Source organism: Streptomyces sp. NPDC003042, assembly GCF_053591315.1.
In genome coordinates this window covers 15,722-41,888 of sequence record NZ_JBSFTP010000066.1, presented here as the reverse complement: position 1 = coordinate 41,888, position 26,167 = coordinate 15,722, and the positions used below count along the sequence as shown (strand labels likewise).

Annotated in this window: 22 protein-coding genes and 1 riboswitch; of the genes, 9 read left to right on the top strand and 13 right to left on the bottom strand. The window is 72.7% G+C overall.

Features of this window, described 5'->3' with window-relative positions; genetic code table 11:
* Window positions 1-77: 77 nt before the first annotated feature.
* The 6 genes from ACWDYJ_RS27140 to ACWDYJ_RS27115 form a co-directional block, all read right to left on the bottom strand.
* Window positions 78-1,337, bottom strand: a complete 1,260-nt coding sequence (locus tag ACWDYJ_RS27140; protein WP_451568207.1) for a histidine kinase — start codon at window positions 1,335-1,337, stop codon at window positions 78-80.
* Window positions 1,334-3,067, bottom strand: coding sequence for a sodium/solute symporter (locus ACWDYJ_RS27135; RefSeq protein ID WP_451568206.1), 1,734 nt, complete (start codon window positions 3,065-3,067; stop codon window positions 1,334-1,336). Before ACWDYJ_RS27135 ends, ACWDYJ_RS27140 begins: the two co-directional genes overlap by 4 nt.
* A gap of 138 nt (window positions 3,068-3,205) precedes the next feature.
* Complete coding sequence (locus ACWDYJ_RS27130; protein WP_451568205.1) at window positions 3,206-3,481, bottom strand: hypothetical protein; 276 nt, start codon at window positions 3,479-3,481, stop codon at window positions 3,206-3,208.
* Window positions 3,482-3,663: 182 nt separating this feature from the next.
* Window positions 3,664-4,485, bottom strand: a complete 822-nt coding sequence (locus ACWDYJ_RS27125) for a LytR/AlgR family response regulator transcription factor (RefSeq protein ID WP_451568204.1) — start codon at window positions 4,483-4,485, stop codon at window positions 3,664-3,666.
* Between the two features lie 485 nt (window positions 4,486-4,970).
* Complete coding sequence (locus ACWDYJ_RS27120) at window positions 4,971-5,912, bottom strand: SCO0930 family lipoprotein (RefSeq protein WP_451568203.1); 942 nt, start codon at window positions 5,910-5,912, stop codon at window positions 4,971-4,973.
* Between the two features lie 115 nt (window positions 5,913-6,027).
* The gene (locus tag ACWDYJ_RS27115; RefSeq protein WP_451568202.1) at window positions 6,028-7,056 is read right to left on the bottom strand and encodes a GDSL-type esterase/lipase family protein; all 1,029 of its coding nucleotides are present in this window, start codon (window positions 7,054-7,056) and stop codon (window positions 6,028-6,030) included.
* A 462-nt stretch (window positions 7,057-7,518) separates the two neighbouring features.
* Here ACWDYJ_RS27115 and ACWDYJ_RS27110 point away from each other — a divergent pair, with 462 nt between their 5' ends.
* Both ACWDYJ_RS27110 and ACWDYJ_RS27105 read left to right on the top strand, forming a co-directional pair.
* Window positions 7,519-8,973 carry an amino acid transporter gene (locus tag ACWDYJ_RS27110; RefSeq protein ID WP_451568201.1) on the top strand — a complete coding sequence of 485 codons (1,455 nt, stop codon included), beginning with the start codon at window positions 7,519-7,521 and terminating at the stop codon, window positions 8,971-8,973.
* A 10-nt stretch (window positions 8,974-8,983) separates the two neighbouring features.
* Window positions 8,984-9,439 carry an Lrp/AsnC family transcriptional regulator gene (locus ACWDYJ_RS27105; RefSeq protein WP_451568200.1) on the top strand — a complete coding sequence of 152 codons (456 nt, stop codon included), beginning with the start codon at window positions 8,984-8,986 and terminating at the stop codon, window positions 9,437-9,439.
* Here ACWDYJ_RS27105 and ACWDYJ_RS27100 read toward each other — a convergent pair.
* A complete protein-coding gene (locus tag ACWDYJ_RS27100; protein ID WP_451568199.1) occupies window positions 9,417-9,722 on the bottom strand; it encodes a WhiB family transcriptional regulator in 306 nt (101 codons plus the stop codon). The two genes, ACWDYJ_RS27105 and ACWDYJ_RS27100, sit on opposite strands and share 23 nt — an antisense overlap.
* Before the next feature lie 589 nt (window positions 9,723-10,311).
* Between ACWDYJ_RS27100 and ACWDYJ_RS27095 the strand changes: the two genes are divergently transcribed.
* Both ACWDYJ_RS27095 and ACWDYJ_RS27090 read left to right on the top strand, forming a co-directional pair.
* Window positions 10,312-11,112: a carbon-nitrogen hydrolase family protein gene (locus tag ACWDYJ_RS27095; protein WP_451568198.1), complete on the top strand. Its 801-nt coding sequence runs from the start codon at window positions 10,312-10,314 to the stop codon at window positions 11,110-11,112.
* Window positions 11,113-11,157: 45 nt separating this feature from the next.
* On the top strand, window positions 11,158-12,855 hold the full coding sequence (locus ACWDYJ_RS27090) for a flavin monoamine oxidase family protein (protein WP_451568197.1): 1,698 nt from the start codon (window positions 11,158-11,160) through the stop codon (window positions 12,853-12,855).
* Between the two features lie 115 nt (window positions 12,856-12,970).
* Here the strand turns inward: ACWDYJ_RS27090 and ACWDYJ_RS27085 are convergent, their stop codons facing one another.
* The 3 genes from ACWDYJ_RS27085 to ACWDYJ_RS27075 form a co-directional block, all read right to left on the bottom strand.
* Window positions 12,971-13,660, bottom strand: coding sequence for a DUF5995 family protein (locus ACWDYJ_RS27085; protein WP_451568196.1), 690 nt, complete (start codon window positions 13,658-13,660; stop codon window positions 12,971-12,973).
* Window positions 13,661-13,735: 75 nt separating this feature from the next.
* The gene (locus ACWDYJ_RS27080) at window positions 13,736-15,130 is read right to left on the bottom strand and encodes a uracil-xanthine permease family protein (RefSeq protein ID WP_451568195.1); all 1,395 of its coding nucleotides are present in this window, start codon (window positions 15,128-15,130) and stop codon (window positions 13,736-13,738) included.
* Between the two features lie 83 nt (window positions 15,131-15,213).
* Window positions 15,214-16,428: an MFS transporter gene (locus tag ACWDYJ_RS27075; RefSeq protein WP_451568194.1), complete on the bottom strand. Its 1,215-nt coding sequence runs from the start codon at window positions 16,426-16,428 to the stop codon at window positions 15,214-15,216.
* A gap of 56 nt (window positions 16,429-16,484) precedes the next feature.
* Between ACWDYJ_RS27075 and ACWDYJ_RS27070 the strand changes: the two genes are divergently transcribed.
* On the top strand, window positions 16,485-17,663 hold the full coding sequence (locus ACWDYJ_RS27070; RefSeq protein ID WP_451568193.1) for an ROK family transcriptional regulator: 1,179 nt from the start codon (window positions 16,485-16,487) through the stop codon (window positions 17,661-17,663).
* Between the two features lie 9 nt (window positions 17,664-17,672).
* Here the strand turns inward: ACWDYJ_RS27070 and ACWDYJ_RS27065 are convergent, their stop codons facing one another.
* From ACWDYJ_RS27065 to ACWDYJ_RS27055, 3 genes are all read right to left on the bottom strand, one after another.
* A complete protein-coding gene (locus ACWDYJ_RS27065) occupies window positions 17,673-18,413 on the bottom strand; it encodes an SDR family oxidoreductase (protein WP_451568192.1) in 741 nt (246 codons plus the stop codon).
* A 60-nt stretch (window positions 18,414-18,473) separates the two neighbouring features.
* Window positions 18,474-19,373: an RNA polymerase sigma-70 factor gene (locus ACWDYJ_RS27060; RefSeq protein ID WP_451568191.1), complete on the bottom strand. Its 900-nt coding sequence runs from the start codon at window positions 19,371-19,373 to the stop codon at window positions 18,474-18,476.
* Between the two features lie 90 nt (window positions 19,374-19,463).
* The gene (locus tag ACWDYJ_RS27055; RefSeq protein WP_451568190.1) at window positions 19,464-21,821 is read right to left on the bottom strand and encodes a chitinase C-terminal domain-containing protein; all 2,358 of its coding nucleotides are present in this window, start codon (window positions 21,819-21,821) and stop codon (window positions 19,464-19,466) included.
* A 291-nt stretch (window positions 21,822-22,112) separates the two neighbouring features.
* Window positions 22,113-22,242: riboswitch (FMN riboswitch) on the top strand.
* A gap of 152 nt (window positions 22,243-22,394) precedes the next feature.
* Between ACWDYJ_RS27055 and ribD the strand changes: the two genes are divergently transcribed.
* Genes ribD through ACWDYJ_RS27035 form a run of 4 tightly spaced genes read left to right on the top strand, consistent with a single transcriptional unit; the run spans window position 22,395 to window position 26,130 of the window.
* The gene (ribD, locus tag ACWDYJ_RS27050) at window positions 22,395-23,558 is read left to right on the top strand and encodes a bifunctional diaminohydroxyphosphoribosylaminopyrimidine deaminase/5-amino-6-(5-phosphoribosylamino)uracil reductase RibD (protein WP_451568189.1); all 1,164 of its coding nucleotides are present in this window, start codon (window positions 22,395-22,397) and stop codon (window positions 23,556-23,558) included.
* Window positions 23,559-24,182, top strand: coding sequence for a riboflavin synthase (locus ACWDYJ_RS27045; RefSeq protein ID WP_451568188.1), 624 nt, complete (start codon window positions 23,559-23,561; stop codon window positions 24,180-24,182).
* Window positions 24,179-24,832: a nicotinamide mononucleotide transporter family protein gene (locus ACWDYJ_RS27040; protein WP_451568187.1), complete on the top strand. Its 654-nt coding sequence runs from the start codon at window positions 24,179-24,181 to the stop codon at window positions 24,830-24,832. Before ACWDYJ_RS27045 ends, ACWDYJ_RS27040 begins: the two co-directional genes overlap by 4 nt.
* Window positions 24,829-26,130 carry a bifunctional 3,4-dihydroxy-2-butanone-4-phosphate synthase/GTP cyclohydrolase II gene (locus ACWDYJ_RS27035; protein ID WP_451568186.1) on the top strand — a complete coding sequence of 434 codons (1,302 nt, stop codon included), beginning with the start codon at window positions 24,829-24,831 and terminating at the stop codon, window positions 26,128-26,130. The genes ACWDYJ_RS27040 and ACWDYJ_RS27035 overlap by 4 nt, the downstream gene beginning before the upstream one ends.
* Window positions 26,131-26,167 lie beyond the last annotated feature (37 nt).

The following is a 26,167-nucleotide window of genomic DNA, read 5'->3' as shown; positions in this document are numbered from 1 at the left end:
CCCCGGACCCCCGCGCCTCAAGCGCCGGCGGGGCTGAAGGGTTCGCCTCAAGCGCCGGCGGGGCTGGAGGGTGCGCCTCAAACCCCCCCGGTCTCCGTCCGGGGGTACCCCCAGGCGGGGCTGGAAGGTGTGCCGTGGACGCCCGGGCGGTATTTGGGGAGGCGGGCCGTGATCTTCATGCCCGCGCCGATGCCCGTCTCGATGACGAGGCCGTAGTCGTCCCCGTACACCTGGCGCAGCCGCTCGTCGACGTTGGGCAGTCCGATGCCCGAGGAGGCGGATCCCGCCCGGTCCCCGGCCAGGATCCGCCGCAGCAGGGCCGGATCCATCCCGATGCCGTTGTCCTCGATGGTGAGCACCGCCTCCGAGCCCGCGTCCCGGGCCGCGATGGTGATCCGGCACTCCTCGGTGGAGTCCTCCAGCCCGTGTTTGACGGCGTTCTCCACCAGCGGCTGAAGACACAGGAACGGCAGCGCCACCGGCAGCACCTCCGGCGCCACCTGCAAGGTCACCTTCAGCCGGTCCCCGAACCGGGCCCCGGCCAGCGCCAAGTACTGCTCGATCGAGCGCAACTCCTCGGCCAGCGTGGTGAATTCACCGTGCCGCCGGAAGGAGTAGCGGGTGAAGTCCGCGAACTCCAGCAGCAGCTCCCGCGCCCGCTCCGGATCGGTGCGCACGAACGACGCGATCGCCGCCAGGGAGTTGAAGATGAAGTGCGGGGATATCTGCGCCCGCAGTGCCTTGATCTCCGCCTCCATCAGCCGGGTCCGCGCCCGGTCCAGCTCCGACAGTTCCAGCTGTACGGAGACCCAGCGCGCCACCTCCGTCGCGGCCCGCACCAGCACCGCCGACTCCCGCGAGCCGTACGCCACCAACGCTCCCAGCACCCCGTCCTCACCCGTGAGCGGCGCGAACACCGCCCACTTCAGCGGGCATTCGGGCCGCTCGCACTCCGTACGCACGCTCAGGCTGCGCCCCGACTCCAGCATCACCGCCACCCGGGCCATCGCCCGCCGCTCGTGGTGGTCGGCGCCCGGCCCGTCCCAGGCCAGCACCGCCTCCCGGTCGGTCAGGCACAGCGCCTCCGTGCCGAGCAGCGAGCGCAGCCGCCGGGCGGCCTTGCGGGCGGCGTCCTCGGTGAGCCCGGCGCGCAGCGGGGGCGCGGCCAGCGAAGCGGTGTGCAGGGTGTGGAAGGTGGCCCGCTCGACGGGCGTGCCCAGGTCCAGTCCGGCGGCCCGTTCCCCGCGCCGGGCGTGCCACCTGCCCAGGGCCCAGCCGAGCCCGAGCAGCAGGGCCGCGCCCGTCACCGCCAGCGCCGTGAGCGCCGCGCCGGTCACCGCGCGGCCCCCGCCGCGCGGTCCCCGGCGACGTCCTCGGGCAGGTGCAGCCGGGCCAGCGCCGCCGCCGTCCCGGCCGGGATCCGCGACGGGGTGGCGAGGGACACCAGCACCATCGTCAGGAAGCCCAGCGGCACCGACCACACCGCCGGCCAGGCCAGCAGCGCGTGCGTCCAGCCGGCCGGGGCCAGCCCGCCCCGCGTCGCCAGGACCGCGCCCAGCGCCGCTCCGCCGCCGGTGAGCAGTCCGGCCACCGCCCCGGGCGGGGTCAGGCCGCGCCACCAGATGCCCAGCACCAGCAGCGGGCAGAAGGAGGACGCCGACACCGCGAACGCCAGCCCCACCGCGTCGGCCACCGGCACATGGGTGGCCGCCACCCCGCCCGCCAGCGGCACCGCCATCGCCACGACCACCGCGAGGCGGAAACTCCCCACGCCGCGCCGGGGCAGCACGTCCTGGTGCAGCACCCCGGCCACCGCCATCGTCAGCCCCGAGGCCGTCGACAGGAACGCGGCGAAGGCGCCCCCGGCCAGGAGCGCCCCCAGCAGGTCGCCGAGCAGCCCGCCCAGCATCCGCTCGGGCAGCACCAGCACCGCCGCGTCCGCGTCGCCGGTCAGGGCCAGCTCGGGCGCGTAGATCCGGCCCAGTGCCCCGTACACCTGCGGCAGCAGGTAGAAGACCCCGAGCAGGCCGAGGACGACCAGGGTGGTGCGCCGGGCGGCCCGCCCGTTGGGACTGGTGTAGAAGCGCACCGCGACGTGCGGCAGGCCCATCGTGCCCAGGAAGGTGGCCAGGATCAGCCCGTACGTGGCGTACAGCCGGTGCTCGCGGCGCTCCCCGGACAGCGGCTGCGCCCAGCCGGGCACGTTCCGGTCGGTCCCCGCGCTGGCGGCCGGGACCACGCTCTTGGCGGCGAACTCCAGCCGCGTACGAGCCTGTACGGAGTGCTGCCCCTCGGACAGGGTCAGCGGGACGGCCTGGTACGCCTGCCCGTCCACCCGCCCCGTCACCGTCACGGTGAGCGGCGCGTCCAGCGACAGCCGGATGTCCTCGGCGAGGGTGACGGCGGTGTGCTCGCGGAAGACGGCCGGGGCGTCGAAGGAGGCGCGCGGCGCGCCGTCCCCGGCCCAGGCGGCGATCAGGAAGAAGGCGGGCACCAGCAGGGCGGTGAGCTTCAGCCAGTACTGGAAGGCCTGCACGAAGGTGATGCTGCGCATCCCGCCCGCCGCCACGGCCGCCGTGACCACGAAGGCGACGACCACCCCGCCGACCCAGTGCGGGGCCCCGGTCAGCACCTCCAGGGTCAGCCCCGCCCCCTGCAACTGCGGGAGCAGGTACAGCCAGCCGACCCCGAGGACGAACAGCACCGCGATCCGCCGCACGGCCCGCGACTGGAGCCGGCCCTCGGCGAAGTCGGGCAGCGTGTACGCCCCCGAGCGCCGCAGCGGCGCCGCGACCAGCGTCAGCAGCACCAGGTACCCGGCGGTGTAGCCGACGGGATACCAGAGCATCTCCGGCCCCTGGAGCAACACCAGCCCCGCGACACCGAGGAAGGAGGCGGCGGAGAGGTATTCGCCGCTGATGGCCGCCGCGTTCAGGCGCGGGCCGACGGTGCGCGAGGCGACGTAGAAGTCGGAGGTCGTCCGCGAGATGCGCAGGCCCAGCGCTCCCACCAGCACCGTGACCAGGACGACTACGGTGACCGCGGTCAGCGCGTACGTCTGGTTCACCGGGGGTCCTTCGGCAGGGGCAGGGGTGTCCGGAGTCTATGCACCGCCCGCCGCGCGGCAACAGGCGCGATCCGGCACGATCCCCGGCCCCCGGGTACGCCGAGCCCCACGGCTCCCCGGCGCGGGCGCGAGGCGCGGTCAGCGCGCGGGGTCGCGGTGCTCCGCGCAGTCGCGCAGGGCGATCTCCAGCTCCACGTACGACTCCTCCGCACGCCGGAAGGCCAGAGTCAGGGCCGCCTCCGCGCGCGGCGGCAGGTGGCAGCGGGTGCCCTGCTGGGCGTCGTACAGCACATCGGCCCAGCGGGCGGCGGCGCTGCGCAGCCGCGCGAGGAGCGCCTCGGCCTCGGCGGGTCCGGCGGTCCGGGTCCGCGGCAGTCCGGTCAGCGCGTCCAGCAACGCCTGGATCTCGGACATCTGGCTCCTCCCGGCCCGGAAGATCCACGATACGCGGGGGCCGACCGGGCGGGCGGTCCGACGGGCGGCCCCTGCGGCCGACGGGCCCGGCGGGGCGCCGTACGCCCGTCCCGGCGCGACGAACGGCGCCCTGGTACGCCGGACGGTCGTACCGGCAGGCGTACGGCTGTCCGCCGGGCCCGTCAGCCGGTCGCCTGCCGCATCAGCAGGTCACGCAGCTCGCGGGCGTGCCGACGGCTGACCTGGAGCTCCGCCGACCCGACCCGGACGGTCGTGGTGCCCGCGTCCAGGCGCAGTTCGTCGATCCGTCCCAGCGCCACCAGATGGCGCCGGTGGATGCGCACGAACCCCCGGGCCGCCCAGCGCTCCTCCAGCGTGGACAGCGGTATCCGCACGAGGTGGCTGCCGTCGTCGGTGTGCAGCCGGGCGTAGTCGCCCTGGGCCTCGACGTACGCGATGTCCGCTATCGCCACGAACCGGGTGACGCCGCCCAGTTCGACCGCGATCTGCTCGGGGGAGCGGTCGGCGACGCTCACCCCGGGAGCCGCCCGGCGGGCCTCCGGGCCAGCCGGTCCGGCCCGCGGGGGTACCGGCTCGGGGGGCGCCGCGGGCCGGCCGAGCTGCGCGCGGACCCGCCGGACGGCCTCGGCCAGCCGCTCCGGGCGCACGGGCTTGAGCACGTAGTCCACGGCCTTGAGGTCGAAGGCCTGTACGGCGAACCCCTCGTGCGCGGTGACGAACACGACGAGCGGCGGCCGGGCGAATCCGGCGAGCAGCCGGGCGATGTCCAGCCCGGTCAGCCCGGCCATCTGGATGTCCAGGAAGACCACGTCGATCCCGTCGGACCCGTCCGGGCCGCTCTCCAGGGCCCGCGTGATCCGGCGCAGCGCCTCGGTGGCGTCGGAGGCACCCTCGGCGCTGCTCACCCTGGGGTCGGAGCGCAGCAGGTAGAGGAGCTCCTCCAGGAGGGGCTTCTCGTCGTCGACGGCCAGTACGCGCAGCATGGGGCTGATTTTAAGACGTGATCCGCAATTCACCAGAGGGTGAGCTGTGGACCGCACGCGGTGCGGGGACCGGGCGTTCCGGCGTGGTCGCGCACGGGGCGCGTCTCATCCGGGTCGCTCGGTTCCGTTGTCCGGCGGTTCGGGGACCGGTCACGCCGGTATGCCTGCTTCGGCACCCCATCCGACCGTGCGTCGCGTGCCCGCCGGGCACCGTCACCGCCTTGGGCTCCTGTCCCTTGGCGGCGCGACGCTCGGCGCGCTTGGCCTGCTTCTTCGACAGCCCGTACTGCGCGGCGTTCGTCGCCCTCCGGGAGCGCTCCAGCGCCCTGGCACGGCCCCGCCGCTTCTTCGCTTCCTCCTCCAGCCGGGCGCGCTCGGCGCCGGTAGCCGCCCGGCGCGTCGGCCTTGCGGCGGCGGAGGGTGCGCGGCCCCCGCCCAGGGGGACGAAGGCGGGGACCGCGCGTTCGGGGTGGGGGTGTGGTGGGCTACTTCACGGTGATCAGCTTGCCGTCGGGGGAGACGGCGTACCAGGTGCCGCCGACGCCTTGGCCGTTGGTGTCGCCCGGCTTCTTGTCGCCCGTGAAGGTGTAGACCGGCCAGCAGTCGACCGTCTGCTGCTTCATGCCGTCCGGGCGGTCCAGGACCAGGTAGTTGCGGTCGGTGATCTCCTCGGCCTTGTCCGCCGGGGCGACGACCGGCCACTTGGCCAGGCAGTCGCCGGTGCACTTGGAGACCATGGGCCAGGCGGTGTCCGGCTTGAACCGGTAGACGGTCATGCCCTTGCCGTCGACGATGTGGTCACCGAGCTCGGGGTCCTTCGCGACGGTGAGGCCGCCCTGGGCCGTGCCGGGGGCGGGCGCGGCGGGCGCGGCCGCCTTCGCGGCCTTCTTGCCGTCCGGGGCGAGGGCGAACCAGGTGCCGCCGACGCCCTGCCCGTTCAGATCGCCCGCCTTGGTGTCCTTGGCGAAGCGGTACGCGGGCCAGCCCGCCACCGTCAGCTGTTTGCCGCCGTCCTTGCGGACCACCTCGCCCAGCACGGCCGGGTCCATGCCGGCCGCCGCCGTCACGTCGCCGGCCGCGACCACCGGCCAGGCCTTCGCGCAGTCCCCGTCGCAGGTGGAGGTGGGGGGCTTGGCGGTGTCCTTGTCGAAGCGGTAGAGCGTGAAACCGGCGCTGTCGGTGAGGACCGGGCCGAGCTGCCCGGTGTCGGCGATCGTCAGCTGCCCGGCGGGCCCGGCGCCGGTGGAGCCCGCGGCGCTCGCGTAGGGGTCCGCGGCGGGGTCCGCGGCGGGAGGCTGGACCGAGGCGGCACCGGCCGGCTTCGTGGTGTCGCCCGAGCCCGCCGTGGCGCCGCCGCCGCAGGCCGTTGCCGCGAGAGCGACGACGACCGCGACCGCGGCCAGGGAAGTTCCGCGCCTGATACCCATGTTGATCTCCCACGTGTGGTGTCTGCCGTGTCCGTCGCCGGAACCGCGGCAACGTGTGCAGAACACGGCGCCGTGGGAGCACCCTGTTCAGCTTCGCCGGTATGGCCTGTCTCACTCACCCGCCGTCGAACCCGGCCCGGCGCAGAGCCGTGGCCACAGCGAGGCCGAGAATCCGGTGTCCGGCGTCGTCTGGGTGCAGCCCGTCCGCGAGGTGCTCGGGTCCCAGCAGGTCCCGGCCGGGCAGCAGGGCGAGGTGGCCGTCCCCGGCCGCGATCCGGTCGCGGGTGGCGCGTTCCATCGCGTCGCGCAGGGCGCCCAGGGTGGCGCCGAGGCGGTTCGGGGTGCGTTCGGCGTCGGGGCGCAGCACGGGGGAGAGGAGCAGCAGGGGGGTGCGCGGATGGTCCTGCCGGATCAGGTCGAGGAACGCGCGGGTGGTCTCGTAGAGCAGCGGGACCGAATGGGGCACCCGCGTCCAGCAGTTCGTGCCGAAGGCGAGGGTGATGACGTCGGCGGGGAGCGCGGCGAGCTGTTCGGCGGTGGCGAGCTCGCCGCGCGCCGCTCCCGCGTAGCCGAGGTTGACCGTGTCCCAGCCCAGGGACCGGCCGGTGACCGCCGGCCAGCCGTGGGCGGGGCGGGTGGACCACCAGCCCTCGGTGATGGAGTCGCCGTGCACGACCCAGCGCGGGGCCGTCGGGGCGGGCGTGAGGGCGCCGCCGATGCCGCGCAGGGCCAGGATCAGCGGGGACTGCGCCTCGGGCGGGTACACGAGGAACGGGCCGCGCCGCCGGGGCAGCTCGAGGCGTACGACGGACTCCGCGGCCGGTTCGGTGAAGACCTCGGTGAGCGGCCCGTGCCGGTTCCACACGGCGAAGCCGTGCGCGAGGTCGCGCAGCGCGTCGGTGGGGCCGGGCACGGTCGCCCGGTAGCGGATCTCCACGGCGTGCGCCGACGCGGTGGTGAACTCCAACCGCACGCCGATGGGGAGCGTGGCCCGCTCGCCGGTGTCCCAGGGCAGCCGCACGGTGTCCGCCGGGTCGGCGCGCACGGGGCGGCCCCGGTCCAGCCAGGCGACGCCGCGCAGGAACGGTCCGGGATCCAGCCACCGCCCGTCGGAGCCGAGGTCCCCGGCTGTGGCGCGGGTCATGCCGGGCCACCCGGGTCGCGTGCTCTCACTCTTCGTCTCCGATCGTCGGGTACGGGCTCCCTCACGTAAGAGGACAGCGGCGGGGCCCGGAAGTACAGAGCGCCGGGCGGTCGCCCGGTACGCCGCCACCCGGCGGGCCGGATCCGGTCGGCCAGGACGGCGTGCCGCGGCGGACCTGACGGAGGATCAAAAAGGGTCCTCAACGTCGGTTGCGCAGCGATCGATCATCCGCGCGCAACAAAGGACCATCCAGGACAGATCCGCGCAACGATCGTTCGCCAATGTGCAAGGATGGTGCATTACGGGCGGTATCACTCAGCTCGTAGGCTCACTCGCTGTACGTGGAGTGGCGAGGACCGCCTGCTCGGCGGTCTTCCCCCATGCCAGGCTCTGCCTGCGCCTGCTCCGGACCGCTGCGGTCGACGCCTCAGTCCCCATCCGCAGCGAACAAGGAGTCCCCCCGTGCTCGACCAAGGCCAGGCGCCGCCCGTCGCCACCGAGGCCCGCAGGCCTGCCCACCCCCTGCTCCGCCGCAAGCCGGTCGAGCAGCTGGTCGCCGAGGGCGGCCAGGGTGAGGGCGGCTCGCTGCGCCGCTCGCTCACCATGTGGCAGCTGACCATGATCAGCATCGGCGCCACGCTGGGCACCGGCATCTTCGTCGTCCTCGGCACGGCGGCGCCCAAGGCCGGCCCGGCCGTGACGATCTCCTTCGTCATCGCGGGCCTGACCGCGCTCTTCTCCGCCCTGTCCTACGCGGAACTGGCCGGGTCCGTCCCGGTCTCCGGGTCCTCGTACTCGTACTCGTACGCCACCATGGGCGAGTTCGTCGCCTGGATCTGCGGCTGGTGCCTGGTCCTGGAGTATGGCGTGTCCGTCGCGGCGGTCGCCGTCGGCTGGGGCGAGTACCTCAACGAACTCCTCGACGGCACCCTGGGGATCACCATCCCCGACGCCGTCTCGGCACCCCCGGGCGACGGCAGCTTCATCAACCTGCCGGCGCTGGTCGTCGTCCTGCTCGCCATGGTCTTCCTGATGCGCGGTGCCAAGGAGAGCGCCCGGATCAACTCGATCATGGTCGGCGTGAAGATCGTCACGCTGCTGCTCTTCATCGGCATCGGCTTCCTGGGCATCAAGGCCGGCAACTACGCCCCGCTCGCCCCGCTCGGCATCGCCGGCATCAGCGCCGGCGCGGCCACCCTCTTCTTCTCGTACATCGGCTTCGACGCCGCCTCCACCGCCGGTGAAGAGGCCAAGAACCCCAAGCGGGACCTGCCGCGCGCGATCATGCTCTCGCTGGGAATCGTCACCGTCCTGTACGTCCTCGTCGCCTTCGTCGCCGTCGGCGCCATGCCGTGGCAGGACTTCGAGGGCACCGAGGCCGCGCTCGCGCAGATCATGACCGACGTCACCGGCCACACCTTCTGGGGCGTCGTCCTCGCCGCGGGCGCCGTGGTCGCCATCGCCTCGGTCGTCTTCGCCGTCCTCTACGGCCAGACCCGCATCCTCTTCGCGATGTCCCGCGACGGCCTCGTCCCGAAGGTCTTCGCCAAGGTCGACGCGAAGACCGGCGCCCCCCGCGCCAACGTCGTGATCGTCTCCCTCTTCTGCGGCGTGCTCGCCTCCTTCATCCCGCTCGGCAAGCTGGCGGACGCCACCAGCATCGGCACCCTCTTCGCCTTCGGCCTCGTCAACGTCGCCGTCGTGATCCTGCGCCGCACCCGCCCGGACATGCCGCGCACCTTCAAGGTGGCCCTCTTCCCCGTCACGCCGATCCTCGGCCTCCTCGCGTGCGGCTACATGATGTTCAGCCTGGACATGGACACGTGGAAGGTCTTCGGTGGCTGGATGGTCGCGGGCATCGTGTTCTACTTCCTGTACGGCATCCGCCGCTCCCGACTGGCCACAGCAGAGAAGTGATCCACCCGCAGTGCGACTGAACGATCTCGACGAACGCATCGTGCACGCCCTCGCCGAGGACGCCCGCCGCTCCTACGCGGACATCGGCTCCGAAGTCGGACTCTCCGCCCCCGCCGTCAAGCGGCGCGTGGACCGGCTCCGCGCGGAAGGCGCCATCACGGGCTTCACCGTCCGCGTCGACCCCGCCGCGATGGGCTGGGAGACCGAGGGCTTCATCGAGATGTACTGCCGCCACAACACCTCGCCGGACGACATCCGGCGAGGTCTGGCGCGCTACCCCGAGGTGGTGTCCGCGTCGACCGTCACCGGCGACGCGGACGCCCTCGTCCAGATCTTCGCCTCCGACATGCGGCACTTCGAGCGGGTGCTGGAGCGGATCGCGGGCGAGCCCTTCGTGGAGCGCACCAAGTCGGTCCTGGTCCTCTCCCCCCTGCTCCGCCGCTTCACCTCGGGCGCGCCGGCCTGAGCCGTGGCGTGGGCGGGGCGAGCAGGGCCCGGCGTTCCTCTTCCGTCAGGCCGCCCCACACGCCGAAGGGCTCCCGGGTCCGCAGCGCGTGCTCCAGGCAGGCCGCACGCACCGGGCAGGCCGCACAGATCCGCTTCGCGGCCTCGTCGCGGTGGTCCCGCTCGTCCCCCCGCTCACCGGCGGGGTGGAAGAAGCGGCCCGACCCGAGATCCCGGCAGGCCGCGCGGGACTGCCACTGCCAGTGGTGGTGCGCGGCGCCGGGCAGGTGGGTGACGTCGGTCATGGCAGTTCCTTTCCGTGGGTTTCCCCGCGTGTGACCGCTCGCCGCCCCCTGAAACCTGCCGCCGGGTCCCCTCCCCGCCGATGCCCGCCCGACATCCCTGGCCCGTACGGACGCCGGGTGCCACGGCCCGTACCCGCCGGCCCGCTGCGGGGCGTCGACGAGCTCCCCCGCCAAGCCTTCTCCGCCGCGGCCCCGACCGGTGCGCGCAGCCCGATGAAGACCGGCTCGCGGCGCAGCGTGTTGCGCGGCCCGGACGGGGTTGTCGAGTGCGGAGGCGTCGTGCTCGGTGGACATGGGGCGCCAGGATCCTTCCATCGGGTACGGGTACGGGACGGGTCTTCCATCGGGAGAACGGCCTTGATCATCCGCGTTCGCCACGGGCAGGTTGTGCCGAGGGCTCCCGGACCCCGCTCGACCCCTGGGAGGGCCCCGGCGCGGGCCGCGGAGGCTCCGCGCAACGAATCGCCGCCTCTCTCCCGGAACGCGCAACGAATCGATGCTCTCAGCGCAACGGTGACGGCTTGTCGCGGTCGAACGCGCGAACGTACCGTCTTAGGACCCCCTCCCCACCTGTCACAGAGGTACGCCCATGCCCCCGCTGCGCACCGCCCTCCTCCAGAGCTCCGGACGGCTCGGCGACACCGCCGAGAACCTCAAGGCACTCGACGAGGCCGCGGCGCGCGCCGCACAGGGCGGGGCCGGGCTCCTCGTGACCTCGGAGATGTTCCTGACCGGCTACGCGCTGGAGGTCGAGGAGATCGCCGACCGCGCCGAGCCGGCCGACGGCGCCTCCGCCCATGCCATCGGCATGATCGCCCGCCGCCACGGGATCGCCGTCCTGTACGGCTACCCGGAGCGGTCGGGCGACGCGGTCTTCAACTCCGCGCAGCTCATCGGCCCCGACGGGGCGGCGCTCGCGAACTACCGCAAGACGCACCTCTTCGGCTGCTTCGAGCAGGACGCCTTCACCCCCGGCGACACCCCCGTCGTCCAGGCGGACCTGGGCGGCCTCCGCATCGGCATCATGATCTGCTACGACGTGGAGTTCCCCGAGAACGTACGGGCCCACGGGCTCGCCGGGACGGACCTCCTCCTGGTCCCGACCGCGCAGATGCACCCGTTCCAGTTCGTCGCCGAGCAGCTCGTCCCGGTACGGGCCTTCGAGAACCAGATGTACATCGCGTACGTCAACCGCACCGGTCCCGAGGGCGCGTTCGAGTTCGTCGGCCTCAGCTGCCTCGCGAGCCCGGACGGCGTCACCCGCACCCGGGCCGGCCGCGGCGAGGAGCTGGTGTTCGGCGAGGCCGACCCCGAGCTGCTGGCCGCCTCGCGCGAGAACAACCCCTACCTGCGCGACCGCCGCCCCGGGCTCTACGCCTCCCTCGTCTAAGCCCTCTTCCTTCCCCCCTGCTCTGCCGCAAGGAGACGTACCCCCATGACGTCCACGGTGCCCACCACCGCCGTCCCGCACAGCGACGGACAGCCCCCGATCACCATGTTCGGCCCGGACTTCCCGTACGCGTACGACGACTTCCTCGCCCACCCGGCGGGCCTGGGCCAGATACCGGCGACCGAGCACGGCACCGAGGTCGCCGTCATCGGTGGCGGACTCTCCGGGATCATCTCCGCGTACGAGCTGATGAAGATGGGCCTCAAGCCCGTCGTCTACGAGGCCGACCAGATCGGCGGCCGGCTGCGCACCGTCGGCTTCGAGGGCGCCGGCACCGAAGGCCTGACCGCGGAGATGGGCGCCATGCGCTTCCCGCCGTCCTCCACCGCGCTCCAGCACTACATCGACCTCGTCGGCCTGGTCACGGAGCCCTTCCCGAACCCGCTGGCCGAGGCCACCCCCTCGACGGTCGTGGACCTCAAGGGCGAGACGCACTACGCCGAGACCATCGCCGACCTCCCGCAGGTCTACCGCGACGTCGCCGCCGCGTGGAACGCCTGCCTCGACGAGGGCGCCGACTTCTCCGACATGAACACCGCGATGCGCGAGCGGGACGTCCCGCGCATCCGCGAGATCTGGGCCAAGCTCGTCGAGAAGCTCGACGACGAGACCTTCTACGGGTTCCTCTGCAAGTCCGAGGCCTTCCAGTCCTTCCGCAAGCGCGAGATCTTCGGCCAGGTCGGCTTCGGCACCGGCGGCTGGGACACCGACTTCCCGAACTCCATCCTGGAGATCCTGCGCGTCGTCTACACCGAGGCGGACGACCACCACCGCGGCATCGTCGGCGGCTCGCAGCAGCTGCCGCTGCGCCTGTGGGAGCGCGAGCCCGAGAAGATCCTGCACTGGGCCCAGGGCACCTCGCTGTCCACCCTCCACGGCGGCACCCCGCGCCCGGCGGTGACCCGCCTGCACCGCACCGCGGGCAACCGCATCACGGTCACCGACGCGTCCGGCGACATCCGTACGTACCGCGCCGCGATCTTCACCGCCCAGTCCTGGATGCTGCTGTCGAAGATCGCGTGCGACGACACGCTCTTCCCGATCGACCACTGGACGGCGATCGAGCGCACCCACTACATGGAGTCCAGCAAGCTCTTCATCCCCGTCGACCGGCCGTTCTGGCTCGACAAGGACGAGGAGACGGGCCGCGACGTCATGTCGATGACGCTGACCGACCGGATGACCCGCGGCACCTACCTGCTGGACAACGGCCCGGACAAGCCGGCCGTCATCTGCCTCTCGTACACCTGGTGCGACGACAGCCTGAAGTGGCTGCCGCTGTCCGCGAACGAGCGGATGGAGGTCATGCTGAAGTCCCTCGGCGAGATCTACCCCAAGGTCGACATCCGCCGTCACATCATCGGCAACCCCGTGACCGTCTCGTGGGAGAACGAGCCCTACTTCATGGGCGCGTTCAAGGCCAACCTGCCGGGCCACTACCGCTACCAGCGCCGCCTGTTCACGCACTTCATGCAGGACCGCCTCCCCGAGGACAAGCGCGGCATCTTCCTCGCGGGCGACGACATCTCCTGGACGGCCGGCTGGGCCGAGGGCGCGGTCCAGACCGCCCTGAACGCGGTCTGGGGCGTCATGCACCACCTCGGCGGCTCCACGGACGCCACCAACCCGGGCCCGGGCGACGTCTACGACGAGATCGCCCCGGTCGAACTCCCCGAGGACTAGTCCTCCGGGATCCCCCGAACACGGGCCGCCCCCGCGCACGAACGCGGTGGCGGCCCGTATCCATGTCCGGCGGCGCCGTGGTCCGCCGGGTCCGGCACGCGTACCCGGCACGACACTAGTGAACGGCGGCCCAGCCGGTTTCCGAGCGCACCCGGACCGGCGTGAGCAGGCAGCGGCCGACCAGGCCGACGCCCGCGTCCAGGGATTCGCGGAACTCCTCGGCCAGTTCGGGCGAGCGGCGCAGCGTCCACAGGAGGCGGGCCGCCGCCCAGGCGCCCGCGCGGGCGCGCTCCAAGCTCCAGGAGCCGATCAGGTGGGTCAGCGGGTCGGCGATCTCCAGCAGGTCGGGGCCCGGCATCAGCTCCTCGCGGATGTGCTCCTCCAGCGAGACCAGGGTGTCGCCGACCCGGTCGAAGTCGGCTTCCAGGGCCGCCGGCGGGCAGTCCAGGGCGCGGCACGTCGAGACCACCGCCAGCGCGAGGTCATGGCCGATGTGGGCGTTGATCCCGGCCAGCGCGTGCTGGAGCGGGCGGATCCCCGGGTGCCGGCGGTACTGGAACAGCGGCCGCCAGCAGGCTGGGGCCTCCCGGTGCCCGTCGGCGCCCGCCTCCACCGCCGTCAGGTACCGCTCGGCGAAGCGGACGCTGAGGGTCCGTGCCGCCCCCGGCGCCGGGAACCCCCCGACCTCGATGCGCCGGTGCAGGGTCTCCGTGACCGTCAGGTAGACCCGGTTGAAGACGGCGACACCGTCCTGCGGCGGGAGCCGCTCGTCCAGGGCGCGCATCCGCGCCAGCACCGCTTCCATGGCTGCAGAGTCGCAGGCGCCGACGCGGATCCGGGGAACTTGGCCGTACGCTTCCCCGGTTCGGGCGAAACCCCGTCAACGCGGCGTGTCCGGGCCGTCCTGATCGCCGTAGGCGGAGGTGCCCGCGTCGAGCAGGGGCTCCTGCTCCTTCAGGTGCGGCGGGGCGAAGTACCGCAGCGCGTGGTAGCCGGTGATGACCACGATCGTGCCCAGCGCGATGCCCCCGAGTTCGAAGCTGTCGGTGATCCGGAGCTTCACCCCGCCGACGCCGATGATGATGCCCGCCGCGGCCGGCACCAGATTCAGCGGATTGCGCAGGTCCACCCGGCCGTTGATCCAGATCTGCGCGCCGAGCAGGCCGATCATGCCGTACAGGATCACCGTGATTCCGCCGAGGACCCCGCCCGGGATGGCGGCGACGATCGCCCCGAACTTGGGGCACAGCCCGAAGAGCAGCGCGAAGCCGGCCGCGGCCCAGTACGCGGCCGTGGAGTAGACCCGGGTGGCGGCCATGACGCCGATGTTCTCGGAGTACGTGGTGTTCGGCGGGCCGCCGACCGCCGTGGACAGCATGGACGCGGCGCCGTCGGCGGCGATGGCGGTGCCGAGCTTGTCGTCGAGCGGGTCGCCGGTCATCTCGCCCACGGCCTTGATGTGGCCGGCGTTCTCGGCGATGAGCGCGATCACCACGGGCAGGGCGATCAGGATGGCCGACCACTCGAAGGCCGGAGCGTGGAAGCTCGGCAGGCCGATCCAGTCGGCCTTGGCGACACCGGAGAGGTCGAGCCGCCAGTGGTCCACCGCCTCGGGCCCGCCCGCCGTGGAGTGGATCTTGCCGAAGAGCAGGTCGAACAGCCAGGAGATGCCGTAGCCGAAGAGCAGGCCCAGGAAGATCGCGATCCGCGACCAGAAGCCGCGCAGGCAGACCACCGCCAGCCCCGTGAACAGCATGACCAGCAGCGCCGTCCACTGGTCCTGCGGCCAGTACACGGAGGCCGTCACCGGCGCCAGGTTGAAGCCGATCAGCATCACGACCGCGCCCGTCACCACCGGCGGCATCGCCGTGTGGATGATCCGCGCGCCGAACCGCTGGACGGCGAGGCCCGAGAGGAACAGGGCGGCGCCGACCACGAAGACCGCGCCCGTGACCACCGCGCTGTCCCCGCCGCCCGCCCGGATCGCCGCCGCGACGCCGACGAAGGAGAGCGAGCAGCCCAGGTAGGAGGGGACCCGGCCGCGCGTGGCGAGGAGGAAGATCACCGTCGCGACACCGGACATCATGATGGCCAGGTTCGGGTCCAGGCCCATCAGGACCGGTGCGACGAAACTCGCGCCGAACATCGCGACCACGTGCTGGGCGCCGAGCCCGGCGGTGCGCGGCCACGACAGCCGCTCCTCGGGCCGTACCACCGCTCCGGGGGCGGGGGTCCGCCCGTCTCCGTGCAGGGTCCAGCGCACGCCGAGGCCCATGTTCGCTCCGTTTCTGACGACTGACGACTGGCGACATACAGAGGCCGCAGCGCCTGAGGTGCCGCTGCGGCCGGTCGTCCATGTTACGGCTGGAGTCTGACCGGTTCGTCCCGATCGGCCGGAGCGGTCCCCGCCGCCGACGGCTTCCGCCGCAGTACGGCGGCCCCCACGACCAGCGCGAACGCCAGCAGCGTGACCAGCCCGAAGGACACCACGAGCGAGGTCGCGTCGGCAACCGCCCCGATCGCCGACGGCGCGATGAGCCCCGAGGTGTACGTGATCGTCGCGACACCGGCGATCGCCTGCGCGGGAGCCGGTCCGCTGCGCGCCGCGGCCGCGAAGGCCAGCGGTACCACCACCGCGATGCCGAGCCCGATCAGCCCGAAGCCGGCCATGGCCGTCGCGGGGTGCCCGGCCGTGACCACGAGCACCCCGCCCGCGGTGGCCAGCAGACCACCCACCCGGACGGTGGCCACCGCCCCGAAGCGGTCCACCACCCGGTCCCCGGCGAGCCGGGCGACGGCCATGGTGAGTGCGAAGGCGGTGGTGGAGGCCGCCGCCGGACCGGCGTCGGTGTGCAGCACGTCCCGCAGGTAGACCGCCGACCAGTCCAGGCTCGCGCCCTCCGCGAAGACCGCGCAGAATCCGATGGCGCCGATGAGCAGCGCCGACTGCGGGGGCAGCGCGAAGTGCGCGGGCGCCTGCGCGTCCGCGCCGGCCTTCAGGTCGAGCACCCCGCGTACGGCGACCAGCCCGGCCGCGGTCAGCGCGAGCGCGGCGATCAGGTGGTGCACCCGGGCGCCCGCTCCGGCGTGCGCGGCGACCGTACCGGCGGCCGAGCCGAGGAGCGCGCCCACGCTCCACATGCCGTGCAGCGAGGACATGATCGAGCGGCCGAGCCGGTTCTCGGTCTCGACGCCGAGCGCGTTCATCGCCACGTCGGACATGCCGGAGGTGGCCCCGTAGACGAAGAGCGCGAAGCAGAGGGTGGGCAGGTTCGGGGCGAGGCTCGGGAGGATCAGGGACAGGGTCCACATCGCCAGCAGGGCCCGCAGCGCGGTGCGGGCGCCGAAGCGGTGGTTGATCCGTCCCGCGAGCGGCATCGCGAGCGCCGCGCCCAGGGCGGGGAAGGCGAGGGCGAGTCCGAGGGTGCCGGCGCTCAGCTGGGCGTGGTCCTGGATCCAGGGGATGCGGGTGGCGAAGGAGCCGGTGACGGCGCCGTGGGCGCAGAAGACGGCGGCGATGGCGAGGCGGGCATGGCGCAGGCGCGCCGGGCTGAGGTCGGTTTCCCCGGTCATGGCAGCTAAACTATCAGGGACCCTGCCTGATAGATACCGGACGCGAACTCCCTAGGATGGGCGCCGTGACTCCCGCCAAGGCTCAGGCCCTCTCCACCCAGGCCACCCCGGCCGCCCCCTCGCCGGCATCGCCGAGCACGGCCCGCGCCATCAACGACCGCCTCGCCCTCGGACTCCTCCAGGAGACCGGCCCCCTGACGGCCGCTCAGCTCAAGACCATGACGGGCCTCTCCCGTCCCTCCGTCGCCGACCTCGTCGACCGGCTCTCCGCGGCCGGCCTGATCGAGGTCGTGGGAGAGTCCGGCGCACAGCGGCGCGGCCCCAACGCCAAGCTGTACGGAATCGTCGCCCGCCGCGCCCACCTGGCCGCGCTCGACGTCCGCGTCGACAGCGTCACGGCCGTGGTCACCGACCTCCTCGGCCACCCCCTCGCCGAGGCCGCCCTGCCCGTCGGCGCCCCCGAGGACGCCGTCGCCGCCCTGCTGCGCACCGCCCACGAGGCCGGAGCCGGCACGCTGCACACCGTCGTCATCGGCGCGCCCGGACTGGTCGCCCCGGCCACCGGCGAACTCCGTGACACCACCGGCCTGCCGGCCTGGCACCGGGACCTGGTCGCGGCCCTCCAGCGGAGCCTGCCCGCCGTCGTGATCGTCGAGAACGAGACCAACCTGGCCGCCCTCGCCGAGCAACGCCTGGGCGCGGCCCGCGACCTCGACTCCTTCGTCCTGCTGTGGCTCGGCGCCGGGGTCGGCGCGGCGGTGGTCCTGGACGGCCGGCTGCGGCGGGGCGCCTCAGGCGGGGCGGGCGAGATCGGCTTCCTCCCGGTACCGGGCACGGACGCTCTGCCCTCGGCCACCGACTGCGGAGGCGGATTCCACGCCCTGGCCGGCCGGGACGCCGTGACCGCCCTGGCCCGGCGGCACGGCTTCGACGGCCCGGCGGAGGAGGCCGTCGCCGGGGCCGCCGGGGAGCCGTTCCTCGACGCGCTGGCCGAGCGCCTGGCGCTGGGCGCGGCGGCCGTCGCGGCCGTCCTGGACCCGGGATGCGTGGTCCTCGGTGGCGAGCTCGGCCGCGCGGGCGGCCCCGCGCTCGCGGCCCGCGTCGCCAGGCGCCTGACCACGCTGACCCCCGTCCCGACGGAGGTCCGCGCCACGTCCCTGGGCGGCCCGGCGGTCCTCGCGGGCGCCCGCCTCGCCGCCCGCGAGGCGGCCCAGGACGTACTGTTCGGGCCCTGAACCGGGGGCTCAGCGACCCCGCGCCGCCAGGAACTGCGCGAAGGTGGTCCGGCCCACCGCGTGGGACGGCGCCAGGTTCCCGCCCCGCTTGAAGCCCGCGTACGCCTTGCCCGCCAGCGGCAGCGCGACCACCCGGCGCCGCCGCCCGCTCGCCGCCAGGTACGCGCGGCCCAGCTCCCGCAGGGTGTGGATCTCCGGGCCGCCCATGTCCGGGACCCGGCCCGCCGGGGCGGGGACCGCCAGCTCCACCAGCCGGTCCGCGACCTCCCGGGCGGCGATCGGCTGCACGCGCACCCCGCTCGGCAGCGGCACCACCGGCAGCTTCGCCGCCATGCCCACCACCTGCGCCACCAGATCGTGGAACTGCGTCGTGCGCAGGATCGTCACGCCCAGCCCGGACTCCTCCAGCAGCCGCTCCACCGTCCGCTTCGTCTCGTAGTAGCCGAAGGGCACCACGTCCACCCCGACGATCGAGATGTAGACGATGTTCGTGACCGTCCCGGCCCGGCGGGCCGCCTCGATCAGGTGCCCGGCGGCCACGTCGTCACCCCCGCGCGGCGAGGACGCGCAGTGCACGACCACCTGCGCGCCCGCCATCGCCGCGTCCAGCCCGCTGCCGTCCCGCAGGTCGACCGGGTACTCGGCCGCGTGACGGCTGAGGACCCGGACCTCGTGGCCCCTGTCCCGCAGCCGGTCGACGACCAGCGCGCCGAGGTTCCCGGTGCCTCCGGTGACGAGGATCGTGCTCATGGTGTCCGTCCTTACTGTGGGTCCGGTGAGGTGCGTTCACCAGACCAGACCGGACAGCGCTCAGGAATGTGACAACTGCCGCCGAAGGAATTCCAGCTTCTCCGGATTGACCACCGTGCGCATGCCGCTGACCAGCCCGTCCTCGAATTCCACGAACAGGACGCCGGCCTCCCCGAAGACCAGCGCGGGCGCTCCGTTGACCTCGGCCACGGTGACCGGCACATCCGCCACGTACTTCTGCAGCACGCCGATCGTGAACCGGGCCACTTTGTCCCGCCCGAGGACCGGCCGCCGCGCCGCCGTGACCACCCCGCCGCCGTCCGACACGAAGCGGGCGTCGGCCGTCAGCATGCTCTCCAGCCGGGCCACGTCCCCGCTCCGGGCCGCCGACAGGAAGGTCTCCACCAGCCCCTGCCACTGCGCGGGATCCGGCGCGAAGCGCGCCTGGGCCGAGGCCGTACGCCCCTCGGCCACCCGCCCCGCCGCCCGCCGGTAGAGCTGGCGGCAGTTGGCCTCCGTGAGGTCCAGGAGCCCGGCGATCTCGCGGTGGCCGTACGCGAAGGCCTCGCGCAGTACGTACACCGCCCGCTCCACCGGCGTCAGCCGCTCCAGCAGCACCAGCAGGGCCATGGACACGCTGTCCCGCTGCTCCGCCGACTCCAGCGGGCCCAGTGCCCCGCCGCCGGTGAGGACCGGCTCCGGGAGCCAGGGGCCGACGTACTCCTCGCGCCGGGCCCGGGCCGAGGTGAGGGTGTTGAGGCACAGGTGGGTGACGACCTTGGCGAGCCAGGCCCCCGGGTGCTCGATGGCGTCCCGGTCGGCGGAGTTCCAGCGGAGCCAGGCGTCCTGCACGGCGTCCTCGGCCTCGGAGGCGGAGCCGAGCATCCGGTAGGCGATGGCGAACAGCCGGGGCCGGTGTGCCTCGAAGTCCGCGACGGGTGCGGTGACATGGGTGCTCACACGAGAAGCGTACGAGAAGCGTACGAGGAGCACGCGAGCACCCGGTGGCCGCCGGGCCACCGGGTCCTCACAACGGGTCGCCCGTGGGTGTCAGCAGGCGCCCTGGTCCTTCCAGACGCCCCACTCACCGGTGGTGCCGGGTGCTTCGTTCTGCGTCCACCACTGGGCCTTCCACTCGTGGCCCTGGTGCGAGACGAGGCTGCCGCTGGTGTAGACCTGGCCGGCGACGTACGCCGGGCTCGTGCAGGCGCCGGCCGGCGGGGTCGTCGGGGTCGTCGTCGGGGGAGTGGTGGGCGGCGTGGTCGGGGGAGTGGTCGGCGGCTGGCTGCCGCCCGGCTCGCCCACCGTGGTGCCGCGCGCCAGGTCCCCGGCGAGCGCGTACGTCGTCCCGGAGATGTTCACCGTCCAGTTGGAGGGCGTGGAGACCGGCAGGTAGTAGTTGAACGCCAGGTCGACGGAGGCGCCCGGGGCCAGCGACTGCCAGGCCGGGAGCTTCAGGGAGACCCGGTGGAAGTCACCCTTCAGGCCGCCGACGTTGCCGCCGGTGTGGTCGCTGCTGATGACCTTCGTGCCGAAGCCGGACTGGTCCGAGGCGTTGGCCGGAGCCGAGGTCGCGTAGTCGAACTGGAACTCGGTGCCGCCGGGCAGCGCCGTCTTCGTGTTGTTGGTGATCTTGATCTTCGGCGTGATCGGGTAGTTGGAGTCACCCAGCTTGAACTCGGTGAACTCCGTCTTCACGTCCACGGCCCGGGCCGGCAGCGCGGTGTTGGACTTCTTCGCCCCGTACGGGGTGGCCGCCTTGAACTTGTCGTACATCAGCGAGGTGAGCGTGTCGCCCATCTCGTACTGGCCCTTGGCGGCGTTCCAGTCGTAGTCGCCCGCCATCTCCCAGACCATGGTGCCGCCGATGCCCCGGTCCACCACGTAGTCGGCCTTGGCGGCCACGGACTGTTCGTCCTCGGTGGACAGGAAGACCTTCTTCTGCGCGTTCCACAGCCACGGGGCCACCAGCGTCGCGTCGTACTTGCGGGCGTAGGTGCCGGTCAGCGTGGTGTTCGCGGGGAAGCCGTACGTCGTGACGTAGTCGCCGACGATCCCCTTCTCGAGGTTCTTGGCGTGCCACATCGGGTTGGAACCGGCCGGCGACTCGGCGCCGTTGGTGTCCTTGTCGTGCCACAGGTTGTCGATGCCGACGGCGCCGTCACCGCACTTGGTCAGGCCCGCGCCGGCCGGGCAGGTGGTCGCGGGGGCCTTGCCCCACAGGCCGTCGGTGCCGCCCTGCACGTTCTTGTGGCCGCGGGTGTAGTACGGCAGGCCGATGTTGATGCGGCCGGCCGGCATGGAGCCGCGGAAGTAGTGGTAGGCCCAGTCGGTGTTGAGGTAGCCGACGCCGCCGTACTGGGAGCTGCCGTAGACGTTCGCGGCGGCCAGCTCGGCGTCCTTGCCGTCGTCGAAGAGCGAGGCGTTGGGGCCGACGTACTCGTTCCAGGCGCCGTGCAGGTCGTAGGACATGATGTTGACGTAGTCCAGGTACTTCTGCATCTGGAAGGTCTCCATGCCCCGCAGCAGGTAGCCGGAGGAGGGTGCGGCGACGGTGAGCAGGTAGTGCTTGCCGTCGGTGGCGCCGGCCCGGTCGAGCTTCTCGCGCAGGCTCTTCATCAGGGCGTCGTAGCCCTTGACGAGGCCCGCGCGGCGGGCGTTGGACAGCTGCCAGTCGAGCGGGTTGCCCGCGTCCTTCATGGTCGTCGGGTACTCGTAGTCGATGTCGACGCCGTTGAAGCCGTACGTGCGGATGAACTCGACCGAGGAGTCCGCGAAGGTGTCGATGCCGGCCTGGTTGACCGAGCCGTCGGCGTTGGTGGCCATCGAGTAGAAGCCGCCGGAGGCCACGCGGTTGCCGTCGTCGCCGAAGTAGCCGCCGGTCTCGGCCCAGCCGCCGACCGAGATGAGCGTCTTGACGTTCGGGTACTGCTTCTTGAACTTGGTCAGCTGGTTGAAGTGGCCCTTGTAGGGGAGGGCCGGGTCCATCTCGGCTCCCGCGACGCCCGGCCAGGTCATTCCGGTGGCCGCGTTGTTCACGTTGTCCGAGCCGACCGAGATCTTGTTGTCGGCGCCGACGTGGGCGAAGGCGTAGTTCAGGTGGGTGACCTTGGACCACGGGATGTTGTGGGCGAGGTAGGCGGGCGTGCCGTCCTTGCCGGTGCGCCAGCCGGTGAAGTAGCCGATGACACGGCGCTGGTGGTCCGCGCCCATCTTCTCGCGGCCTTCGGAGTCGTAGACCGAGCAGTACGGGACGTCGACCCCGGCGGTCCTGTACAGACCGTCGGGCCGACAGCTCTCGTTGTCGGCCGCATGGGAGACGCCTGACGAGAGCCCGCCGACCAGGAGTCCGGCGATCGTGGCGCCGGATGCCAGGAGCATCGCTCTCGTACGTGTGGGGGACAGCATGGTGCCTCCTGGGGAGGGGAGGATGGCAGGACGCGACGTGCAGCAACAAGCTGAGGGACAAGGCTGGTTGGCCTGTGACGTGCGCACGTCGGCAGGGCCGGCTCCCCGGGAGGATGAAGGGAACGTTAAGAGGACTAGACCACCACGTCAATAGGTCTGGACCAAAGCGTGAGTGGTGTTCCGGGCGGCGCGGCGGGCGTGCTCGAGAACGGCTGGTCTGTGATCCAGGCCACAGCGATTCACCCACATGGCCGACGATCGCCCATGGCACACTGGCTGCAGTACCAGTAGCAGCGCACTCCGGGGTCGGTGTAATTCCGAACCGGCGGTATAGTCCGCGACCCGTCCGCATCCAGCGGCCGGTTGACCAGGTGAAATTCCTGGACCGACGGTTAAAGTCCGGATGGGAGGCAGTGCGCGGCGGGCCAGTCACCGGTACGCCGCCGTCGGCGGTCCATCGGCGTATCCCTGCGGATACGTGTCGGACGGACCGTGCGTTTTCGGCCTCGGCGTCCCCGTGTGTGCTACCCGCTTCATCTGTCGTATCCCGACAGGCCCCGGAGTCCGTGCCCGATGAGGCAGGAGGACCCGGTGGCGACCCACGCCGCGCACGCAGCACCCGACGCAGGCACCCGCACCATGCGCCGAGCCATCGAGCTCGCCGCCCGCGGACTCGGATCCACCAGCCCCAACCCCGTCGTCGGCTGCGTCATCACCGACCCGTCGGGCGTCATCGTCGGCGAGGGCTGGCACGAGCGGGCCGGCGGCCCGCACGCCGAGGTCCACGCCCTGCGCTCCGCGGGCCCCGCCGCCCACGGCGGCACGGCCTACGTCACCCTCGAACCCTGCAACCACACCGGTCGTACGGGCCCCTGCGCCCGCGCCCTCCTCGACGCCGGCATCACCCGCGTCGTCTACGCCGTCCCCGACCCGAACCCCCAGGCCAGCGGCGGCGCCGCCACCCTGCGCGCCGCCGGGGTCGCCACCGAGTCCGGGCTCCTGCGCGACGAGGCCGAGGCGGGCAACATCGCCTGGCTGACCTCCGTACGCCTGGGCCGCCCGTTCATCCTGTGGAAGTACGCCGCCACCCTCGACGGGCGCACGGCGGCCGCCGACGGCACCAGCCGCTGGATCACCGGCCCGGAGTCCCGCGCCGACGTCCACCGGCTGCGTGCCGAGGCCGACGCCGTCGTCGTCGGCTCCGGCACCCTGCGCGCCGACGACCCCCACCTCGCGGTGCGCGGACTCGCCGGCCACACCGCCGTCACCCAGCCCCTGCGGGTGGTCCTCGACACCCACGCCACCATCCGGCCCACCGCCCGCGTCCTGGACGAGGCCGCCCCGACCCTGATCGTCGTGGCCGACAGTCTCGAAGACGCGGCCACCCGCCACCTGGCCGGGGTGGAGATCGCCCGGCTCCCGCACGACAAGTACGGGATCTCCGTCGACGCCCTCCTCGCCGAGCTGCACCGGCGCGGGGTCCGCTCCGTCCTCCTCGAAGGCGGCTCCACGGTGGCCGGCGCCTTCATCGCGGCCGGCGCGGTCGACAAGGTCGTCGGCTACCTCGCCCCCGTCCTGCTCGGCGCGGGACCCGCCGCCCTCGCCGACGCCGGCATCGGCACCATCACCGACGCCCTGCGGCTCACGATCACCGACACCGCGCGTCTCGGCACGGACATCCGTATCACCGCCGTCCCCACGGACCCCTCCCTTCCCACCGCCCTCAAGGAGCACTGAGTGTTCACCGGAATCGTCGAAGAACTGGGCGAGGTCACCGCCGTCGAGCAGCTCGCCGAAGCCTCCCGCTTCCGCCTGCGCGGCCCGGTGGTGACCGAAGGCGCCAAGCACGGTGACTCGATCGCCGTCAACGGCGTCTGCCTCACCGTCGTGGAGAGCGCCGACGGCGAGTTCACCGCCGACGTCATGCAGGAGACCCTCAACCGCTCCAGCCTCGGCGCCCTGGCCCAGGGCTCCCGGGTCAACCTGGAACGCCCGATGGCCCTCGGCGGACGCCTCGGCGGTCACCTGGTCCAGGGGCACGTGGACGGCACCGGCTCGATCGTCTCCCGCACCCCCTCCGAGCACTGGGAGCTGGTCAAGGTCGCGCTTCCGGCGAACCTGGCGCGGTACGTCGTGGAGAAGGGGTCCATCACCGTCGACGGCGTCAGCCTCACCGTCGTCGAGGCCGCCGCCGACTGGTTCACCATCAGCCTCATCCCCACCACCCTCGCGCTGACCACCCTCGGCATCAAGCAGCCCGGCGACCCGGTCAACCTCGAGGTCGACGTCCTGGCCAAGTACGTCGAGCGCCTGCTGGCCGCCGGCGTGAACCCCCTCCACGCCGAAGGAGCCGACCAGTGAGCGCCCTGACCTGGCTCAACGCCGAGGCCTTCCAGGTCTTCGGCCAGAAGGTCATCTGGTCCGACATGATCGGCAACCTGATGGGCCTGGCGGCCCTCGCCCTCGGCTGGCGCCGTTCCATATGGACCTGGCCCGCCCAGCTCCTCTCCGGCCTGATCCTCGTCGCCGCCTACGCCTCCGCCCACCTCGCGGGCGGCGTCGGCAAGCAGCTCCTCGTCATCACCGTCGCGATCTGGGGCTGGCGCGCCTGGCAGCTCGGCCGGCAGAAGGCCCAGGACGGCTCCATCGCCGTACGCACCGCCACCTGGAAGGAACGCGGACTGCTCCTGGGCGGAGCGGTGGCCGGGACCCTCGCCGTCGGCGGCCTGTTCACGGCCTACCCGAACCTGTCCTGGAGCCCGTGGGCCGACGCCTACATCTTCGTCGGCACGATCGTGGCGATGGTGGCCCAGGCCCGCGGCCTGGTCGAGTTCTGGCTCGCCTGGCTCCTCGTCGACCTCGTCGGCGTCCCCCTCGCCTTCAACAGCGGCCTCGCCTTCTCCGGCCTCGTCTACGTCGTCTACTTCGCGCTCGTCCTGTGGGGCGCGTACGACTGGTACCAGCGCTCCCGCACCACCCCCGCCCCGGCCCTCGAAGGAGCAACGGCATGACCGTCCTCAAGCCCGTGCCGGACGTGCCCGACGCCGGCCCGCAGGAGTCCTTCCGGCTCGACCCCGTCGAGCAGGCCATCCGCGACATCGCGGCCGGCCGCCCGATCGTCGTCGTCGACGACGAGGACCGTGAGAACGAGGGCGACCTCGTCATCGCGGCCGAGAAGGCCACCCCCGAGATCATCGCCTTCATGATGAGCGAGTGCCGCGGCCTGATCTGCGCTCCCATGGAGGGCTCCGAGCTCGACCGGCTCGAACTTCCCCAGATGGTGCGGAACAACACCGAGTCGATGAAGACCGCCTTCACCGTCTCCGTCGACGCAGGCGGCGCCCACGGCGTCACCACCGGCATCTCCGCCGCCGATCGCGCCACCACCCTGCGGCTCCTCGCGAACGGAGCGTCCGAGCCCGGCGACTTCGTCCGCCCCGGCCACATCTTCCCGCTGCGCGCCAAGACTGGGGGGGTGCTCGTCCGCAACGGCCACACCGAAGCCGCCGTCGACCTCGCCCGCCTCGCGGGCCTGCGTCCGGCCGGCGCCATCGTGGAGATCGCCGGCGAGGACGGCGTCATGCTGCGCCTGCCCGAGCTGGTCCCGTTCGCCCGCAAGCACGGTCTGACGATCATCTCCATCGAGGACCTGATCGCCTACCGCCGCTCCGCCGAGCCGACCGTGCGCCGCGAGGCCGAGGTCAGCCTGCCGACCGCCTTCGGCGCCTTCACGGCGTACGGATTCCGCTCCACCGTCGACGGCGTCGAACACGTCGCCCTGGTCCACGGCGAGATCGGCGACGGCGAGGACCTCCTGGTCCGGATGCACTCCGAATGCCTGACCGGCGACATCTTCCAGTCCCAGCGCTGCGACTGCGGCCCCCAGCTGCACGCCTCCATGGCCCGCATCCAGGCCGAGGGCCGCGGCGTCGTCGTCTACCTGCGCGGCCACGAGGGCCGCGGCATCGGACTGCTGTCCAAGCTGCGCGCGTACGAACTCCAGGAGCGCGGGCGCGACACCCTCGACGCCAACCTGGAGCTCGGCCTGCCCGCCGACGCCCGCGACTACGGGGCCGGCGCACAGATCCTCGCCGACCTCGGCGTCCACAGCGTCCGGCTGCTGACCAACAACCCCGAGAAGTCCGCGGCGCTGATCCGCCACGGCCTGACCGTCAACGGCCGCGAGCCGATGCCCGTGGAGGCCGGCGAGCACAACATGCGGTACCTGCGCACCAAGCGGGACCGGATGGGCCACGACCTGCCCTGGCTGGACGGGGCCGTGCCCACGTCCGCCTGCGGCAACCAGTAGGACGTACTCCTTCCCACCTCTTCCCACCCCGTACTTC

Bases quoted from the DNA above. Each gene is read 5' to 3' on its own strand.
- ACWDYJ_RS27130 (WP_451568205.1), bottom strand. From the start codon at position 3,481: ATGTCCGAGATCCAGGCGTTGCTGGACGCGCTGACCGGACTGCCGCGG.
- ACWDYJ_RS27125 (WP_451568204.1), bottom strand. From the start codon at position 4,485: ATGCTGCGCGTACTGGCCGTCGACGACGAGAAGCCCCTCCTGGAGGAG.
- ACWDYJ_RS27120 (WP_451568203.1), bottom strand. From the start codon at position 5,912: ATGGGTATCAGGCGCGGAACTTCCCTGGCCGCGGTCGCGGTCGTCGTC.
- ACWDYJ_RS27115 (WP_451568202.1), bottom strand. From the start codon at position 7,056: ATGACCCGCGCCACAGCCGGGGACCTCGGCTCCGACGGGCGGTGGCTG.
- ACWDYJ_RS27100 (WP_451568199.1), bottom strand. From the start codon at position 9,722: ATGACCGACGTCACCCACCTGCCCGGCGCCGCGCACCACCACTGGCAG.
- ACWDYJ_RS27095 (WP_451568198.1), top strand. From the start codon at position 10,312: ATGCCCCCGCTGCGCACCGCCCTCCTCCAGAGCTCCGGACGGCTCGGC.
- ACWDYJ_RS27090 (WP_451568197.1), top strand. From the start codon at position 11,158: ATGACGTCCACGGTGCCCACCACCGCCGTCCCGCACAGCGACGGACAG.
- ACWDYJ_RS27085 (WP_451568196.1), bottom strand. From the start codon at position 13,660: ATGGAAGCGGTGCTGGCGCGGATGCGCGCCCTGGACGAGCGGCTCCCG.
- ACWDYJ_RS27080 (WP_451568195.1), bottom strand. From the start codon at position 15,130: ATGGGCCTCGGCGTGCGCTGGACCCTGCACGGAGACGGGCGGACCCCC.
- ACWDYJ_RS27075 (WP_451568194.1), bottom strand. From the start codon at position 16,428: ATGACCGGGGAAACCGACCTCAGCCCGGCGCGCCTGCGCCATGCCCGC.
- ACWDYJ_RS27070 (WP_451568193.1), top strand. From the start codon at position 16,485: ATGGGCGCCGTGACTCCCGCCAAGGCTCAGGCCCTCTCCACCCAGGCC.
- ACWDYJ_RS27065 (WP_451568192.1), bottom strand. From the start codon at position 18,413: ATGAGCACGATCCTCGTCACCGGAGGCACCGGGAACCTCGGCGCGCTG.
- ACWDYJ_RS27055 (WP_451568190.1), bottom strand. From the start codon at position 21,821: ATGCTGTCCCCCACACGTACGAGAGCGATGCTCCTGGCATCCGGCGCC.
- ribD (WP_451568189.1), top strand. From the start codon at position 22,395: ATGAGGCAGGAGGACCCGGTGGCGACCCACGCCGCGCACGCAGCACCC.
- ACWDYJ_RS27035 (WP_451568186.1), top strand. From the start codon at position 24,829: ATGACCGTCCTCAAGCCCGTGCCGGACGTGCCCGACGCCGGCCCGCAG.